Annotated in this window: 10 protein-coding genes; 5 read left to right on the forward strand and 5 right to left on the reverse strand. The window is 40.8% G+C overall.

Annotation, left to right across the window (positions count from 1 at the left end):
- Complete coding sequence (locus tag GR929_RS01745; protein ID WP_159517187.1) at nt 1–1,347, forward strand: Gfo/Idh/MocA family oxidoreductase; 1,347 nt, start codon at nt 1–3, stop codon at nt 1,345–1,347.
- A 96-nt stretch (nt 1,348–1,443) separates the two neighbouring features.
- On the opposite strand, the gene GR929_RS01750 is transcribed toward GR929_RS01745, so the two are convergent.
- Genes GR929_RS01750 through GR929_RS01760 form a run of 3 tightly spaced genes read right to left on the reverse strand, consistent with a single transcriptional unit; the run spans nt 1,444 to nt 8,608 of the window.
- The gene (locus tag GR929_RS01750; RefSeq protein ID WP_159517188.1) at nt 1,444–3,816 is read right to left on the reverse strand and encodes a glycoside hydrolase family 31 protein; all 2,373 of its coding nucleotides are present in this window, start codon (nt 3,814–3,816) and stop codon (nt 1,444–1,446) included.
- 52 nt (nt 3,817–3,868) lie between these two features.
- On the reverse strand, nt 3,869–6,052 hold the full coding sequence (locus tag GR929_RS01755) for a glycoside hydrolase family 3 C-terminal domain-containing protein (RefSeq protein WP_159517189.1): 2,184 nt from the start codon (nt 6,050–6,052) through the stop codon (nt 3,869–3,871).
- A gap of 45 nt (nt 6,053–6,097) precedes the next feature.
- Complete coding sequence (locus tag GR929_RS01760; protein WP_159517190.1) at nt 6,098–8,608, reverse strand: glycoside hydrolase family 2 TIM barrel-domain containing protein; 2,511 nt, start codon at nt 8,606–8,608, stop codon at nt 6,098–6,100.
- A gap of 462 nt (nt 8,609–9,070) precedes the next feature.
- On the opposite strand from GR929_RS01760, the gene GR929_RS01765 reads away from it, so the two are divergent.
- From GR929_RS01765 to GR929_RS01775, 3 genes are all read left to right on the forward strand, one after another.
- Nucleotides 9,071–10,375, forward strand: a complete 1,305-nt coding sequence (locus GR929_RS01765; protein ID WP_159517191.1) for a C1 family peptidase — start codon at nt 9,071–9,073, stop codon at nt 10,373–10,375.
- Between the two features lie 131 nt (nt 10,376–10,506).
- The gene (locus tag GR929_RS01770; RefSeq protein ID WP_159517192.1) at nt 10,507–11,394 is read left to right on the forward strand and encodes a hypothetical protein; all 888 of its coding nucleotides are present in this window, start codon (nt 10,507–10,509) and stop codon (nt 11,392–11,394) included.
- Nucleotides 11,379–12,068 (forward strand): phosphatase PAP2 family protein, encoded by a 690-nt coding sequence (locus GR929_RS01775; RefSeq protein ID WP_159517193.1) that lies wholly within the window; start codon nt 11,379–11,381, stop codon nt 12,066–12,068. The genes GR929_RS01770 and GR929_RS01775 overlap by 16 nt, the downstream gene beginning before the upstream one ends.
- Nucleotides 12,069–12,197: 129 nt before the next feature.
- Here the strand turns inward: GR929_RS01775 and GR929_RS01780 are convergent, their stop codons facing one another.
- The gene (locus GR929_RS01780; protein WP_159517194.1) at nt 12,198–13,769 is read right to left on the reverse strand and encodes an ArnT family glycosyltransferase; all 1,572 of its coding nucleotides are present in this window, start codon (nt 13,767–13,769) and stop codon (nt 12,198–12,200) included.
- A gap of 112 nt (nt 13,770–13,881) precedes the next feature.
- Here GR929_RS01780 and GR929_RS01785 point away from each other — a divergent pair, with 112 nt between their 5' ends.
- Nucleotides 13,882–14,826, forward strand: a complete 945-nt coding sequence (locus GR929_RS01785; RefSeq protein ID WP_159517195.1) for a glycosyltransferase family 2 protein — start codon at nt 13,882–13,884, stop codon at nt 14,824–14,826.
- 214 nt (nt 14,827–15,040) lie between these two features.
- On the opposite strand, the gene GR929_RS01790 is transcribed toward GR929_RS01785, so the two are convergent.
- The gene (locus GR929_RS01790; protein WP_159517196.1) at nt 15,041–17,266 is read right to left on the reverse strand and encodes an ABC transporter substrate binding protein; all 2,226 of its coding nucleotides are present in this window, start codon (nt 17,264–17,266) and stop codon (nt 15,041–15,043) included.
- Nucleotides 17,267–17,304 lie beyond the last annotated feature (38 nt).

The following is a 17,304-nucleotide window of genomic DNA, read 5'->3' on the forward strand; positions in this document are numbered from 1 at the left end:
ATGAGTACAAGTAGAAGAGATTTTTTAAGAAAAGCCGCAGTAGGTACTGCAGGAATAACATTGGGCGGATCAGCAATGGGAATGTCAGCAAAAAGTTATTCGCGGATTATTGGAGCAAACGACCGTTTAAATGTAGCGATTATGGGCTGCGGACGGCGTGTTGGAGCCTACTATAACGCAATAAAAGATAAAAACAATAATGTGGATCTGGCCTACATTTGCGATGTGATGAAAAGTCAGCGTGAAAAAGTTGCGAAAGATTTAGCCGGCGAAGTAACAGGAAAAGCAGAGCTGATTAATGATATTCGTGAAGTATTTGCAGATCAGAAAGTAGATGCTGTTTTCAATGCAACACCAGACCACTGGCATGCACCCGGAACCTGGATGGCGATGGACGCTGGCAAACACGTATACATTGAAAAACCATGTAGTCACAGCCCGCGTGAGGGAGAGTTGCTTGTTGCCTTTCAACAAAAATATGGCAAGGTGGTGCAAATGGGAAACCAGCAACGCTCATCAGCCGAATCAATCGAAATTATAAAGGATATTCATGAAGGTGCGATTGGCGATGTTTATCGTGCAGTTGCTTTTTATTCGAATACACGTGGCGTAGTTCCAGTGCCTAAAATTGCTCCGGTACCCGAAGGGCTGGATTGGAACTTGTGGCAGGGGCCTGCTCCTCATGAAGAATATCGTCATGATACCTGGGATTATAACTGGCACTGGTATGGTTGGAAATGGGGAACAGCCGAAACCGGTAATAATGCGACTCACGAACTGGATATTGCTCGTTGGGCCTTACAGGTTGATTATCCGGAGCATGTGGAAGTACAAGCAGCTAAGCGTCATTATCTGGATGATGGTTGGGAAATGTATGATACGATGGACGCCAGTTTTCGATTTCCTGACAATAAAGTAATTGTTTGGGATGGGAAAAGTCGTAATGGATATAACACTTATGGCTCGGGACGCGGAACAATTATTTACGGTACCGAAGGTTCTGTGTTCGTTGATCGTGGAGGTTATAAACTATTCGATCGCGGAGGAAAGCTAGTCCGCGACAGCAAATCAGCTAGCAACGAAGCCGGAACTGCACTTGGTGGTGGTGGCGATATGACTGATGCGCACATTGTTAACTTCTTTGATAATATTCGCGGAAAATCGAGCCTGCTGAATTCACCAATTGATATGGGGGCCAAAAGCCAGATGTTGACTCATTATGCCAACATCGGTTACCGTATAGGAAAATCGTATGACGTGGATACTAAAAGTGGAAGAATCTACGACCGGGATGCCATGAAACTTTGGGATCGCGAGTACGAACCAGGTTGGGAGCCCAAATTGTAAGTTTAGTTTTTGACTAAATAGAAAGAGCTAACCCCTTCATGGAGTTAGCTCTTTTGCATTTGTGTTAGCACAAATGCGTTTCACTTCTAATTGCAATTATTCAACCAATGAGATTTTGAATTTGACGTTCGAGTAAGGATTCTCCGCAATTTTATAGCTGTCGCCATCACGTTTTAATGCTATTGTTTTTATTGAATCTCCATTCGGCAAGTATACTTTAGTTTGAATACGCTCCGCTGATTTGCCAAACACCTTCAATTCGACGGTGCTCCAATCCATGTCCTTTGTTGATTGGGCTAATTTAATGTGCGGAACAACAGTCCCTTTTTTTACGAGCATAATAACGGGTAGTTCTCCCGGAGTAATGGAGTGCCAGCCTTTTGTATACGTTTCTCCGGTTTGGTAATCGATCCATTCGCCGTCAGGCAAATAAACATCGCGAGGAGCAATTTCTTCAAAAAGCGGTGCCACAAGGATATCGGAGCCAAAGAGGTATTCATTGTCAATCAACCACGATCCGGCATCATCCGGGTACTCCACAAACAATGCCCGCATCATGGGTAGTCCCTTTTCAGTGCATTCTTTTGCCTGAGCAATAATATATGGCATCAAGGTGTATTTCAAATTCACACTCTTTCGGAATTCATCCTGAAAATCCTTGCCATATTCCCAAGGCTCTTTTGGAGGCGCTCCGTGCGTGCGAGAATGAGAAGTTAACATGCCGAATGGAGTCCATCGGCGATAAAGTTCTTCCGGAGTTTTGAGCACAAAACCGCCAATATCGTGACTCCAAAACGAAAAGCCGGACAACCCCATGCTTAAGCCGGCGCGAAGCGTTCCGGCCATGGCTGTGTTCGTGTTGGCAGCGTCGCCACCCCAGTGGAGTGGGTAACGCTGGCTGCCTGCCCAGGTCGAACGTGCCCAGATAATTGCATCTCCCGTCACTTCCTTGGTGATTTCAGCCACCGCTTTATTGTAGCGCAAAGGGTAAAGGTTATGCTCGTAGAAGCCCGTTTTTCCCGATGCGTATATCCCGCTGGCAGGAGCAGCTTCGCCAAAATCAACTTTAATTACACTAACACCCTGCTTGAGCAGACCGGCAATTTTCTCCTGATACCAGTCAACTGTTGCCTGGTTTGAGAAGTCAAGAACAGCATCTTCGTAGGGTAAGTTGCCTTTTGCATTTTTTACATACAGTTCTTTATCCAAAATTTCCTGAAACAATTCATTTTTTGGAACAAAGTAGGGCAGTTGCCACAAGCAAGTTTGAAAGCCCTGTTCTTTTAAATCAGAAATCATATCAACAGGGTCGTCAAAGCGCGATTTTGAAAATTGGTAATCACAACGCCAATCATTTTCAAACCAGCCGGTGTCGAAATGAATTACATCGCTTGGGATTTTATTTTCGCGCAGTTGATTGGCTACTTGTCGGCCGTCTTCTTCCGAGAAATAGGTAATCCGGCTCATCCACAATCCAAACGACCAAAGTGGAGGCATACTGGGTTTCCCGGTGAGGTTCGTATATTCATCTAAAATATCTTTTGGTTCTCCCAAGAACACAAACAGATCCAGTTTTTCGTCGCCGATCATCAGGTTGGTGGCGGCGTTGTAATATTTCCCAAAATCGCAGGTGATTGGGGTTGACGTGTGCATAAACATACCATATCCGCGGCTACTCATAAAAAACGGAATGGGTTTGTACATGCTTTCGTTTTGTACGCCGTTAGCATCATCGGTCCACAAAACCACTTTTTGTCCGCGCTTGTTTAGTCCTTTAAATGATTCGCCACAACCAAATATTTTTTCTCCGGGCGAAAGACTAAAAGTTGCTGACATGCTTCTGGAATAATCAGAAGAACGGCGAACATACGAGAAGGGCATGATGGGGGTGTAGGTTACATTGTTGTCTTCCCGGTTTAGCGTTTTGGTCAGCAGTTTCCCATCAGCATCGTAAATTTCAAGATGCCAGGGATTCTCACGAATAATAACCGCCCCAAATTCACTTTTATACTGGTGACCACCTTCCATTTTCGAATACTCCCATGAATCGTCTTTTGGAGCAAAGCCATCAACCAGCATCAACGACGGTTCGTCTTCGTTTAATTCTTTACCTGTCTTCATTTGAATGCGGAATGCTTTGGGTGAAACAAACTCAATACTGAATGGGAGTGTTGGATCCGCTTCATATTCAACCCCGGGAAACTCATTGCCATCGACAGGTTGTAAAAAAGCCAGCATATTGTTGAAAGCCTGACGAGTTTGATAGACATGACGTTTCCAGGTTACTTGGCCTGATCCTGTTTGCGGATCGAATGAGTTCAGCTGGTCAGCAACAAAATACGTGTTGGTAAAATTCATGAAATCCTCACTAATGTCAATGGGCTGGTTCAGTAAATACTGGTTGGAAGCTCCACTGGCATAAGGCATCTGTGCATTGGATTGCCAACTTCCGGTTAAGAAAATCAGCATTGCCGTTATTTTTAAAGTTTGTCTGAAAAGTTGTTGGTGCATCATTCAATATTTATTGGTTTACGGTAATTGTTTGAGATAACTGGTTGTCGGCAGATGAACTGTTGACTAACAGGTTGAATTTTCCAGGTTCGACCACCCAATTTTGTTCTTCTTCGGAATAAAAGGCGAAGCTATTCACCGGAACTGTGATTGATACTTTTGTAGACTCGCCAGCTTGCAGAAATACTTTTTTGAACCCTTTGAGCTCTTTTGCTGGACGCATGACCGAGCTTTTAGGATCGGATACATATAGCTGAGCAACTTCAGCTCCACTTGTGTTTCCTGTATTTTTTAAACTGAATGTAAGCGTGATCTTGTCCGTTTGCATGTAGGATTTCTGGTCGGTTGTCAAATCGCTGTATTCAAACGTTGTATAAGACAATCCGTAGCCAAAAGGAAATAGAGGTTTTATATTTTTTGTGTCGTGCCAGCGGTAACCTACCAAAATTCCTTCTTTGTAATATTGATTAATGCTATCTCCGGGGTAGGATAGTTCTCCAAAATGATGTGCCGCATTGTCTTTCAATTTAGCGGGAAAACTGAATGGCAACTTGCCGGATGGGTTTGCCTCTCCACTAATTACATCCGCCAGCGCATAACCGGCATCACTGCCCAAATACCAGGCTTGCATCAATCCTTTAATGTCTTTCAGCCAGGGCATGGCAACGGCATTGCCACTTACCAAAATTACTCCAGTGTTTGGGTTTGCTTCTGTTAAGTCTAGTAGTAATTCATTCTGGTTGTAAGGCAGGTTAAACGACAGGCGGTCTCCACCCTCGCAATCCTGATGATGGTTTTTGTTTAACCCACCAATAAATAATACGACGTCAGCTTTCCTCGCAGTTTCCACGGCAGCTTGGTGCAGACTGTCCTGATCCAATGTTGATGGAACTACTCGTCCGTAGGTTGACGGGCCGGAGGCATATCCCATGGAATGCAGAATTGTGGCGTTTGTAAAACGATTTTGGATGCCTTTTAATGGTGAAATTTCGTACTGTGCTTTCAGTTCTGACGAACCTCCTCCGATAGTCATTTGCTTGGTGGCATTTTCTCCAATCACGGCAATGGTAATTTTCTTCTCCGGATCGATCGGGAAGAAGCTTTCCTCGTTCTTTAGCAGTACAATTCCTTCTGCCGCTACTTTGCGGGCTACATCATGGTGCTCCTTATTATTCATTCGGCCCATTGGACGCTCAGGGTTCATGTTGGTCCGGAACATCAGCCTAAGGATGCGACGAACTTTATCATCGACAACCGATTCGTCAATTTCACCGCTTTTCAATTTATTGTAAAAGGCATTGGCCAGGTAATATTCATCGTAGGCAAAGTCGCGTGATGCAGTTAATCCGTTGGTCCAGCTACCCATTTCAATATCAAGTCCGTTCAGTGCCGATTCATCGGTGTCGTGGGCGCTTCCCCAATCGCTAACCACAACACCGTCAAAACCCCAGTCACCTTTTAAAATGTCATTCATTAAAACCTTATTCGTTGTGGCGTGCTGTCCATTGTACTTGTTGTAGGCTCCCATTAATGCCCACACTTCACCTTCTTGAACGGCCGCTTTAAAGGCAGGCAGGTAAATCTCATGCAGTGTCCGGTCGTCAACATTCACATTGATATGACCACGCCATTTTTCCTGATTGTTTAATGCATAATGCTTTACGCAGGCAGCTACTCCGTTTTCTTGAACACCTTTGATGTATGGAACAACAATTGTGGAAGCCAGGTAAGGATCTTCGCCCATGTACTCAAAATTCCGACCATTCATTGGCGTGCGATAAATGTTTACCCCAGGTCCGAGAAGGATTTCCTTTTTACGGTAGCGAGCTTCTTCGCCCAGTGCAAATCCGTATTCGTAAGCCAACTCCGGGTTGAAACTGGCTGCCAAAGCGGTTAGGGCAGGGAAGGCGGTAATCGAATCGTTTGTCCATCCGGCATAGCCCCAGTTGTCCCAATTGATTTCGCCACGAACCCCGTGAGGCCCGTCTGACATCCAGATTTCTGGAATTCCCAATCGTGGAACCCCGGGAGAGCTAAATTTAGATTGAGCATGACACATGCTGACTTTTTCTTTTAAAGTCAACTGCTTTATGATTTTGTCAATTTTACGTTCTGTTGCAGCATCTGTTTGCTGTTGTGCAGGCACTATCTGGCTAACGACAGCCAGCATCAAAAAAAATAAGATCTTCTTCATTTTAATGAGTTTGTTTAATCCGTATGATTTGTAAGCTGCAAAAGCTTACTTAATTAGTTGAATTTGTATTGATGAAGAGATTAATCCCTCCGATTTAGCAATTAAAGAAATGGTCTCAGCATGTTCGCTCGCCTGAATAACTGCCAGGCATTTGCCGTGGAAAGCATTCATTTGGGAGCCTTTAAACGATAAATGGCTTGTTTGGTCACCGTTGTCAACACCTGCAAGTGTTGCATTCCCTTCCAATTCAAAATGAACCAGATTATCCGCATTGGGAACTAAATTTCCATCCTTGTCGAGAACTTCGACAGTTACGAAAGAGAGGTCGTATTCATCTGCTTTTATTTGTGAACGATCAGCAGTTAGTTTGATTTTAGCGGGTTCCCCGGCTGTTCTAACTTCTGTTTCCAACACAACATGACCGTTTGTGCGGGAGACTGCCTTGAGCGTGCCCGATTCAAAAGGAACCCGCCACATCAGATGAAGGTTCTCTGCGCTTTTTTGTTTTGTTCCTAATGATTTTCCATTCATAAATAGTTCAACCTCTTCGGCATTGGTGTAAGCCCAGATATCGACGTTTTGACCTTCTTCCCAATTCCAGTGTGGCAAAATGTGCAACACATCTTTATCGGTCCATTCGCTTTGGTACATGTAGTAAACATCCTTTGGAAAACCCGCTAAGTCGATAATGCCGAAGTACGAACTGCGCGACGGCCACCAATAGGGCGTTGGTTCTCCCAGGTAATCAAACCCGGTCCAAACAAAAAGCCCTGAAATAAAGTCGCGGTCTCTGACTATTTTCCAGCTTTTTTCGTGGGTGGTTCCCCAGGGAACATGGCAGTTGTCGTAGGAGGAACAGGCCTGCGATTCGTCGTGGAAGGGAATGTCCCAGCGAACAGGCCAGATAAACATGCTATCGCTCGGCATCCGGTAATAGCCGCGAGTCATTAATCCCGAAGTACTCTCTGTGACGATGAAAGGCTTGCCGGGAAAGTTTTTTGAGACATCGTCGAACCACTGATCATGATAATTGTAGCCAATCAAATCCAACGTGTTTGCTTTATAAATATGATTGTTTGGATCAGGTTCATTATTGCCCGTTGTAACTGGCCGTGTAGGATCGAGATTTCGAACTATGCGGGCTAATTTTTGCGTAAGCAGAGAGTTCACACTTAATTCGTTCCCACTTTGCGCCAATGCACTGGAATCTCGTTTAAAGTTGAGAAGTAGGTTTGCCGCTTTCAAATCCAAGGTGTCGGCATTCGCATCTGTCCATTGTTCCAACACTTCGTTACCAATGCTCCACATAAAGACGGAGGCGTGGTTCCGGTCTCGTTTGATGTGGTCTGTCAGGTCTCTTTCGTGCCAATCCGGAAAATAGCGAGCATAATCGTAAGGAGATTTCTTTTTTCGCCACATGTCAAATGTTTCATCCTGAACGATGAAGCCCATTTGATCGCACAATTGCAAAAGTTCAGGAGCAGGCGGATTGTGCGAGGTGCGGATAGCATTGCAGCCCATCTTTTTGAGTATTTCCAATTGACGTTCCAGCGCTCGTTTGTTTACTGCAGTTCCCAAACAACCTAAGTCGTGATGATTGCAGACTCCCAGTATCTTTGTCGGTTTTCCATTCAGGAAAAAACCTTTGTCGGCAGTGAACTCAAAAGAGCGGATTCCGAAGTTTGTTTCATACTGGTCGATCAGTATTCCATCTTGCGTAATTTCGGAAATTGCTTTATACAGATATGGTTCCTCCGTTGACCAAAGGTTGGGATTTTTAATGTCTAGCTTTTGGATATGCTGGTTTGTATCTCCTGCATGAATTTCGATCTCTCGTGATTCCCGAAGAACCTCTTTGTTATGCTGATCAATAATTCGGGTAATAAGAATGATGGAGGCGTCGGATTTGCTCTTGTTTTCTAGGGTCGTTTCGATATTTATGGTAGCCTCGGTTTTTGTTACAGCTGGGGTTGTAATATAGGTTCCCCATTGAGCAACATGAATGGCATTGGTTTTGACCAACCATACATTTCGATAGATTCCGGAACCCGAATACCACCGTGAATTGGGCTGTTCGCTATTGTCAACCCGAACTGCCAAGGTGTTTTTTGTGCCAAAATTAAGGAAGGGCGTCAAATCATATCGAAACGAAATATAGCCATTCGGGCGTTTGCCTAGCAGGTTTCCGTTCAAATAAACTTCGCTGTTCATGTACACGCCATCGAAATCGATATAAAACTTTTTAGTGCTATCGGCAGCATCTGCATCAAATGTTTTTCGGTACCAGGCTATTCCTCCTGGCAGTGCTCCACCTCCGGGAGTTGCCGGATTATCTTCGCTAAATTCACCTTCAATACTCCAGTCGTGAGGTAAGTTTAGAGACCGCCACTGGTTGTCAATGTAATCGGGGCTTTTATAGATTTGATTATCCGAAAGTGTGAATTTCCAGTCTGTTGTAAATCGGATGATTTCCCTTGGTTTTTTGTTCACTGATTGACACGAAATAAAAAGAAATAGTAGTATCAGGCCGTTAAAGTAGTATCTGAATTTTTTCATTGTTGGTTTAGTTTTTCCATTCGATTCGATGAAAGCAAAATTACTTCAAATTGAAGTTATTAGTATGATATTTGATTACTAAGTTAGGAGCGATTTGTTAAATGAATGGGTGGTTTGTTAAAAATAACGGGCTCATTTGTTAATCCTGTTTTAGGACTCATGCTATGCAGCTCAGTTTCTATTTATTGAAGTTCTGGCAAAGGCTCATCGTATTTGAATTCTTTATAAATTAGCCATCCATTCTTAATGTTATCATCACTCTCATTAAGAAATTACAAACGCTCACATTTCTACTTAAGTGTCAGATGTGTTGGTGTTTAGCTTTTGGGGGGCTTTTTTTCGATTCAATTGTATTTGTTATTATTAACTAATTTTAACAGGCTGGTTGACGATCATCACTTAACAGTAAATTGATCTTTTATTATCTTTGAAAACCATTATAGATCATATTTTAAAATACTTATGAATAGAATTAGATTGAATGTGGTGCTGACACTAGTTGTTGTACTTTTTGCAGAGATGGTTAGCGCCCAGGAGAAGGAGAAGAAAGAAGGTTATCATTTTTCTATAGTAAAAGAAATTCCAACGACGTCAGTGAAGGATCAATTCAGATCCGGTACATGTTGGTCGTTTTCAGGTTTAGGTTTTCTCGAAGCTGAAATGATAAGAAAAGGCGTTCCAAGTGTTGATCTTTCCGAGATGTTTATCGTGTGGCATACCTACGATGAAAAGGCCATGAAATATGTTCGTCTGCATGGGAATTTAAATTTTTCTGCAGGGGGCGCGTTTCATGATGTTACTCACGTGATTAAGAAATATGGGATTGTACCTGAAACAGTTTACGATGGCTTGAATTATGGCGAGCCCAAGCATGTACACGGCGAGATGGATCGGCTATTGAAAAGCCAGGTTGAGGGTGTTATTGAAAATCAAAATAAGAAATTAAGTATGGCCTGGCGAGAATCAATCCGAGGAACATTGGATTCATATCTGGGTGAAATTCCAACAACTTTTGAATACGAAGGAAATACTTATACACCCATGAGTTTTGCTCAGGAGTATGTCGGTCTTGATATGGATGACTATGTTGAAATCAGCTCATATTCTCACCATCCTTACTATTCTGAATTTATTATTGAGGTTCCTGATAATTGGATGTGGGATGAGGTATACAACGTTCCTTTGAATGACTTGCAAGCCATTATTGATAATGCCATTGAAATTGGATATACTGTTGCCTGGGCAGCCGATGTAAGTGAAAAAGGATTTAGTACTTCCAAGAAGGGAGTGGCTGTTGTTCCCGATGTAGATTGGATTGAAACGAGAGAGCAAGAGTTGGTAGCGTCTGCAGATACAGCGGTCAGTAATTTGTCGAAGAACAGGCAGAGCGGCAATATGACTCCTGAGAAAGATGTATACTTTGATGATGCTGAAATTGCGAAGTGGGAAAATCTATCGGAAAAAGAGAAAGTTGAAGAAATATATAAGTTAGAAAAACCAGGTCCTGAGAAGGAAATAACTCAGGAAATTCGGCAAGAGGCTTTCGACAACTATTCCACTACTGATGATCATGGGATGCTAATTGTTGGTAAGGCAAAAGATCAAAACGGAACCATATATTATAAGGTAAAGAACTCGTGGGGAGAATACAATGACTACGATGGTTTCTTTTTTGCATCGAAACCTTATATCGGTTATAAGACCATGAGCATTATGGTGCACAAGGATGCGATTCCTAAAAATATAAGAAAGAAGTTAAATTTATAATAATTTAAAAAACTCCCGCTCAAGGAGTTTTTTTTTTGTCTTTTACTTATCGATTCGATTTGCCTGTTTATCTTTGGCATCATAAATAAACGTTGGGCTTTCATTTTTAGCTTCTCGTTGATTCAATGCGAATGAAACGACTAATTTTTTGTTTTATATTGTTATTTAGTTACAGCTTATCTCATGCTCAGGAAGATTGGGGATGGTGGAACGATTTGCATGACTGGGAGGCCGGAATGCCTAATTGGCGTAGCTTTATTACAGTCAGTCCTGGGTTTTTGGGTCCCAATGCATTGCCGGTTCCGGAGGTTGCAAAAGGCATAGTCGAACAAAACAAAACCATTGAGTTTAGCAGTGATTTTCATATCAGAACCGGAGATCAAACGCAAAACCTCTCAGGACGATTTTATTATCCATTTTCAGATAAAATTGCGATAGAACTGTATGGCGTTATAGTGGAACACTATTCCATGTCTGACTCGATTAGAGATGAGCGTGCAGCCCGTGATCGGGATGGGGAAGGACTTGCTGTTGGAGATCTGTATTTTGCGACCTATGTGCAGTTGGTGAAAGGACGGAAGTTCCCGAATACGATGCTTCGCATGGCCGGAAAAACAGCTTCCGGTGGTCGGTTCGATGCCGCGCGCTACTCCGATAGCCCGGGCTACTATTTTGATCTGAGTTTTTCAAAGGAAATTCCTGAATTCATTGGAAATATTCAGGGATTACCTTTTGGGAGCTTTGGATTTTATTCGTGGCAAACCAATGATTTAGATAACTTACAGAATGATGCATTTATGTATAGCCTGGGGATAGAACTGGAAAATGATAATTGGGATCTTACCAATTCCTTAAGCGGGTACTCGGGTTATAAGAATGAACGAGATCAGCCGATGATTTATACGCTGTCGTTAAAACGAAATATCAAAAAAAATGCCATCAAATTTGAATATATTACAGGAATTCAGGATTACGAATATCAAACCATAAAACTGGCTTACTTATGGCGATGGAAGTAAAAAGATCATTTAAAAATCTGTTTACAAATTCAGGAATTGTTTCGTTTTTATGGGCATGTGTCGGATTTTTACTAATTGGCATTTGGGTGCTTGCAAGTACGAAACATGGCGATGTCGTATTATTTGTTAATCGGTATTCGAAAGAGGAGTTTGATCGTTTAGTTGGCGTAATAACCGACTTGGGATCAGGTGTTTTTGCGGCTCCGTTAATGGTTGCGTTGCTATTCTGGAAGGTTCGTGCCGGGCTGACCGGTTTAGTTAGTCTCGGATTTGTCGGAATTTTCACCAATGTTTTAAAGAGACAAGTATTTTCCGAACGGATGCGTCCATTCAACTACTTCTATTATGACGATTTTCAACGCTTCATTTATACTGCCGAGTTGAATTACCACTTTAGCTTTCCTTCGGGTCACACCATGACAATTTTTTCGGTTATGAGCGTCTTAGCAATTCTGTTTGGAAAAAGGACAGTAGGAATACTATTTTTTCTGATTGCGCTGGTGGTCGGTTTTTCGCGCATTTATCTTCTTCAGCACTTTTTCCTTGATGTTTACGTAGGATCTGTTTTTGGTATAATTAGCACTTTTTTAGCTATTTTAGTCCTAAATGGATTGTTTCGTTTGCAAAGATTCTCCTGGTTTGACAAACCAGTCTATCAGATTCAATTTAAGTAGAGGGTAGTCGGTTTATTGATCGTGATTGCCGCATCAGTATTTACTTCTTCAAAGCCGTCAATTGTTTCATCGTATTGTCATTCATCGTTTCACAACAACTAAATGACATTGAATAAACTTACGGATATTCTAGTTGTTTTTTCGTGTAATTAAAACCGTTGTAGGTGTTTCGAAAATATCTCTCGCCGAGAAGGAAATTTCAGCATTCGAGGGAAGTTGCACATCTTCAAGCCTTCTTTTTGTTGAAATAATTACTCCTTCCGGATTCTCTTCCAAAAAACGCTTGAATTGGTCGGGTTTAATTTCCGTTAGTTCTTTTTGCAAATAGAACGAATAGGAAGGATTGAATTTTTCGAAATAACGAACTTCCTTTCCTGCTAGCAAATGAAGGCTTTGGGCTACCGGATTTTCCTCATCAATTCTCGGGAAAACGAAAACCATAAAACACAAGCTGCCTAAAATAGTTGCAAGGCCAATGGTTTGAAGCGATTGCCTCAATTTACCTTTGTAGTATAAAATATAGGCAATAATAAAACCGATAGGGATGGGGAGAAAATACCAAGCCAAATAGTTAAGATGAGCGAGTGCCGGATCGAACTTAATACCAAAATACAGCGCTGGAATCAGAATAACTCCGATCGCCAGAAGTACAATTAGACTGACTTTTGGCTTTGCTTTTTGCAAATCAATATTGCTTAACCAAAGCCCAATTAAAATTGCAAAGTAAGGATATGCCGGAACAGTATAGTTGGGAAGCTTAGTTCTCGATATGGCAAAGAAAGTTACGACTGTTAGCCCTGCAACCAGGTTAATCAATACGAAGTCATCTTTTCGATTGTTAAATGCGTTTTTTAATGCTTGAACAATAAATACTGAAAAGGGGAAAAGACCAATTAAAACAAATAAAATGGTGATTAAAAAAATACCTCCATGACCTTCCATTTCGCTTGAGAAACGTCCCAGGTTGTGTTTGAAAAAGAACCCCTCAGTCCATTGTCCGTTCGTTTTTAGATGAACCAGAATATACCAGGGCAAAGCAATAGCCACAACAATTAAAGCACCTAAAAAAGGTTTCAGTTGTTTAATCGCTTTCCAGTTAAAACGTTTACTGAAAATCAGGAATAAAAGAAAGATTAAACCGGGTAACCCAATAGCAACCGGTCCTTTTGACAAAGTGCCTAATCCGACAGAAACATAGAGCAGAATCATATAAATTGTTCTTTTCTCCTTAATAGCGGCATAAAAACTGAAGATACTAGCCGTAAAGAAAAAGATGAGGTATGGGTCAGGAACGGCCAAATGAAATTGAATGCTGAGGTGAATAGAGGCCAGCAAGATAACGCTGCTCCATAGGGCAAGTTTTTCAGAATGAAATCTCCGAACAAATAAAAAACTGATTAAAATAGTGAGTGTGCCAAACAGCGCAGAAAAAAAACGGGCAGCAAATGCATTTACTCCGAAAACAGAATAACTCAGCATCATAAAAAAGTAGTGTAGGGGAGGCTTGTCTGTTCGCAATTCTTGATTAAAAGTTGGTACAATCCAATCGCCACGTTCAAACATTTCGGACGCACAGGTGGCATTTTTGGCTTCATCTAAAATATAGATACTGCTGCCTCCCAGATTGATGGTATAAATACCCATCGCAAAAATAAAGATGAACCATGGGTAAAGGGTGGGATTATTTAATCGTTTGAGCATGAGCTAAAATTGCTATTTAATGATAATTGTATTAGATTACTTTCAGCCTTTTTCTTAATTTCGCACCGCTAAATAACGAAATTTTAGGCAAAATATCCTTAAACAGAGAATCATGAAGCAATTAAGTTTGGTCATTTGTGTATACAACGAAGAGTTGAACATCAAACCACTTAGCGTACAAATAAAAGCCGCCCTCAAAGATATTGATTTCGAAGCCATTTTTGTAGATGATGGATCAACCGACCGAACACGGGAAGAAATTAAAGCGATTAATGATGAGCGTTTTCTGCTTTTGGAGTTGAAGAAGAATTATGGCCAAAGTTCGGCATTGCAGGCTGGCATTGATGCCGCTTCTGGTGAGTATGTGGCGTTAATTGATGGTGATTTGCAAAATGATCCGGCAGATATTCCGATGATGATGAAAATGGCAAAAGACGAAGCGTGGGACATGGTTGCCGGTGTTCGAGCCAACCGTAAAGATGGCGCGTTCTTGCGAAAAATACCAAGTAAAATTGCTAACTATTTAATTCGCGAGGCTACAGGGCTCCGAATGAAAGATCTTGGCTGTACGTTGAAGGTGTTTACAAACGAAGCGATTAAAAACATACACATTTACGGTGAACTTCATCGTTTTATTCCGGCATTATTGGCTTTGGAAGGTTCGACAAAACTAACTCAGGTTGATGTCAACCACCGGGCTCGCGAGTTCGGAAAATCAAAATATAACTTGAGTCGCACAACCCGAGTATTTAGTGATTTGATTTTGATGGTTTTCTTAAAGAAATACATGCAACGACCGATGCACTTCTTTGGAGGAATTGGTATTGTAACTTTAGGACTGGGTTTTCTGATCAATTTTTATTTGCTGATGTTAAAAATTTTTGGTCACGACATTTGGGGGAAACCAATCCTTATTCTTGGAATGATCCTGGTAATGGGAGGTATTCAGTTTATTACCATTGGTATTATGGCTGAAATATTGATGCGGACTTATTACGAAGGACAGGATAAAAAGCCTTATCGTGTTAAAAAGATAAAACCAACCAACGAGTACTAATTTGACGTAATTTCGGGATCAGCTGTAAAAGCCAAACTCAATGATTCAATGTGTTTCCTGAAATAAGAAATGTATGAAAACAATTGAAGACGGTTGAATACAATCGTTTTTCATTAGTATTTCATAGCGCTCAAATGTTTTCTGTACGATCCAATTTAATAAAAATCTGGAAGCCGGAAGAATATCATTTTACTCATTTCGAACTCAGGTTCTTTTACAGTTCAAGCTGGTTGTTTTCAGCCGGAATAGTGAAGTAGAAACGCGAACCCTGACCTGGTTCGGACATCACCCAAATATGACCACCCAATTTTTCGACCAGCGATTTGGTGATTGACAACCCAAGACCATTTCCTCCATAGGTGCGTGACGAATACTCTTCAACTTGCTTAAAGGCTGAAAAGATGTCTTTTTGTTTATCAGGATGGATTCCGATCCCGGAATCCTTTACAAAAAATTGCAAGATACTGTCCTCACGATATTTGTAGCCAAATTCAATGTATCCTGATTCTGTGAATTTTATGGCGTTGCTTAGTAGGTTGATTAAGATTTGCTTCAGCCGGACTTCATCAGTCTTGATATGGAAGCTATTGTCTTCAATTCCTTTGTCAAGTTTCAGTTGTATATCTTTTCCAACACGTTCCAATTGACTTTTAATCATGACCTGCAAATCATCCATCATGAAGTTGATTTTGCAGTTGGTTTTATAAATTTTCAGTTGGTTGGCCTCAATCTTACTCAAGTCAATAATATCGTTGATTAGTGTCAATAAGTGCTCTCCGCTATTGTTAATATGCCGGATATACTCTTTGCGTGTGGACAATTCTATATTATCTATCTCCAATAGTGACGAAAAGCCCAGAATGCTATTCATTGGAGTTCTGATTTCATGACTCATATTCGCTAAAAATGAAGATTTCAGTCGATCGCTTTCCTCTGCTCTCCTTTTTGCGTCAATCAATTCTTGTTCAGCTTTTATTCGTTTCGAAATATCATGTACAATTGCATAAATGTAAATACCTTTATCGATGTTAATCTTTCCACTATGAATCTCAACATTTTTTATTTGTCCGCTTTTTAGCAGATGTTTTTGTTCAAAATGACTATTCTGCTTTTCTGACTGAATAAAAAATGCATCAAGATCGATTTGTGGTAACTGACACAATTCGCTAAAATGCAGTCCTTTTAATTGGGGTTGCGAATAGCCGTAAAATCTGGCAGCTGCCTTATTCGCATTTTTTATTATCTGCGATTTGGCATCAATGAGCAGCATCATTGAATGGTTCTCATTAAAAATATTTAAGTAATTTTCTGCAAAAATTCGATAGCGTTTCTCTTGTTTGCGTTTAAAATTGAGAAAAAAGATAGCAAGAGAAAGAATAACGAACACCCCGGCAATAACGCTGGATATTTCATAGAATTTATCCTTCGAGATTTCGATTTCTCGATTAGGATCATTTAAGATAATCGCAGATTCAGGAATTAGCTCTGGATTGATGTGAAACTTTTTAACCAAATTATAATCAACAAAACTGTTTGACGACACATCTAATCTTACTCTTATAGATTGAGGAGGGGTGCCGCTCAGTATTTGTTTTGCGATTAAACAAGCTGAATACATTTGTTCATAATAACAGATTGTAGTTCCTGCGATGTATCCACTTCCAACCCCAATATCATAGGCATAGTAAATTGGACTATCTGAATTGGTTGATAATATTTCTGCGATCTGGTCAAGAGCTAGGTAGTCGTCTTTAAGTCGATAAGAGGCCAGTAAAAAGATTATTTGATTGGAAGGAATTTGTTGTATTTTTTGTCGGTATTCCTCTCGTGTGTAATTGCTGGCATTTAATGTTTCGTAATTCAGGTTCGGAAATAAGGAAATCGTTTTTTTAAAAACTTTAAAATCGGCAATAGCTGTTGTCGTATTATCTGTAATCACGTGAAGATAATTTCTTTCTGGATGTAGTTTCTGCACTAATCGCAAGGTTTTTTCGAGAGAAATATTTTGAGCAATGCCTGTTACCCATTCGTTTTGATCTTGGTTGAATGCTTTCTCTAAATCATTTACACCCCAAAAAACAATGGGTATTTCCGGGAATAACGTTGTTTGATACTCCAAACAAAATTCGAAAGCGTTGTCGTTACAGGCAATTACAACGTCGTAATTACGATGTTCTTGTTGCTTTATCTGAATCCGTTCATAGGTGCTGGTATTTAGTTGTCTATTGGGATAGCGCTTTGAATCGAGAAATTCAATATCAATAATATTGTCTGACTGCGGAAATACATCATATATAGCTTTTTCTGATTTTTGATAAATATGAAAAGTGGCATCGTATGAATAGATGACTAAAATTTTTTTTGAAGAAGCTTGACCTAGCGCATAACTAACTGTGAATAAAAAGCAACTCAAAATAAAATATGTCTTGATATTTCGCACCGTATAATTTTAGGGTAAGATTATTTAGTCAAATGGCA

It is taken from the genome of Sunxiuqinia indica, assembly GCF_009847015.1.
GTDB classification, from domain to species: domain Bacteria; phylum Bacteroidota; class Bacteroidia; order Bacteroidales; family Prolixibacteraceae; genus Sunxiuqinia; species Sunxiuqinia indica.

What these genes read in the sequence shown, in the direction of transcription:
- GR929_RS01745 (WP_159517187.1), top strand. Translation starts at nt 1, where the DNA reads ATGAGTACAAGTAGAAGAGATTTTTTAAGAAAAGCCGCAGTAGGTACT.
- GR929_RS01750 (WP_159517188.1), bottom strand. Translation starts at nt 3,816, where the DNA reads ATGCTGATTTTCTTAACCGGAAGTTGGCAATCCAATGCACAGATGCCT.
- GR929_RS01755 (WP_159517189.1), bottom strand. Translation starts at nt 6,052, where the DNA reads ATGAAGAAGATCTTATTTTTTTTGATGCTGGCTGTCGTTAGCCAGATA.
- GR929_RS01760 (WP_159517190.1), bottom strand. Translation starts at nt 8,608, where the DNA reads ATGAAAAAATTCAGATACTACTTTAACGGCCTGATACTACTATTTCTT.
- GR929_RS01765 (WP_159517191.1), top strand. Translation starts at nt 9,071, where the DNA reads ATGAATAGAATTAGATTGAATGTGGTGCTGACACTAGTTGTTGTACTT.
- GR929_RS01770 (WP_159517192.1), top strand. Translation starts at nt 10,507, where the DNA reads ATGAAACGACTAATTTTTTGTTTTATATTGTTATTTAGTTACAGCTTA.
- GR929_RS01775 (WP_159517193.1), top strand. Translation starts at nt 11,379, where the DNA reads ATGGCGATGGAAGTAAAAAGATCATTTAAAAATCTGTTTACAAATTCA.
- GR929_RS01780 (WP_159517194.1), bottom strand. Translation starts at nt 13,769, where the DNA reads ATGCTCAAACGATTAAATAATCCCACCCTTTACCCATGGTTCATCTTT.
- GR929_RS01785 (WP_159517195.1), top strand. Translation starts at nt 13,882, where the DNA reads ATGAAGCAATTAAGTTTGGTCATTTGTGTATACAACGAAGAGTTGAAC.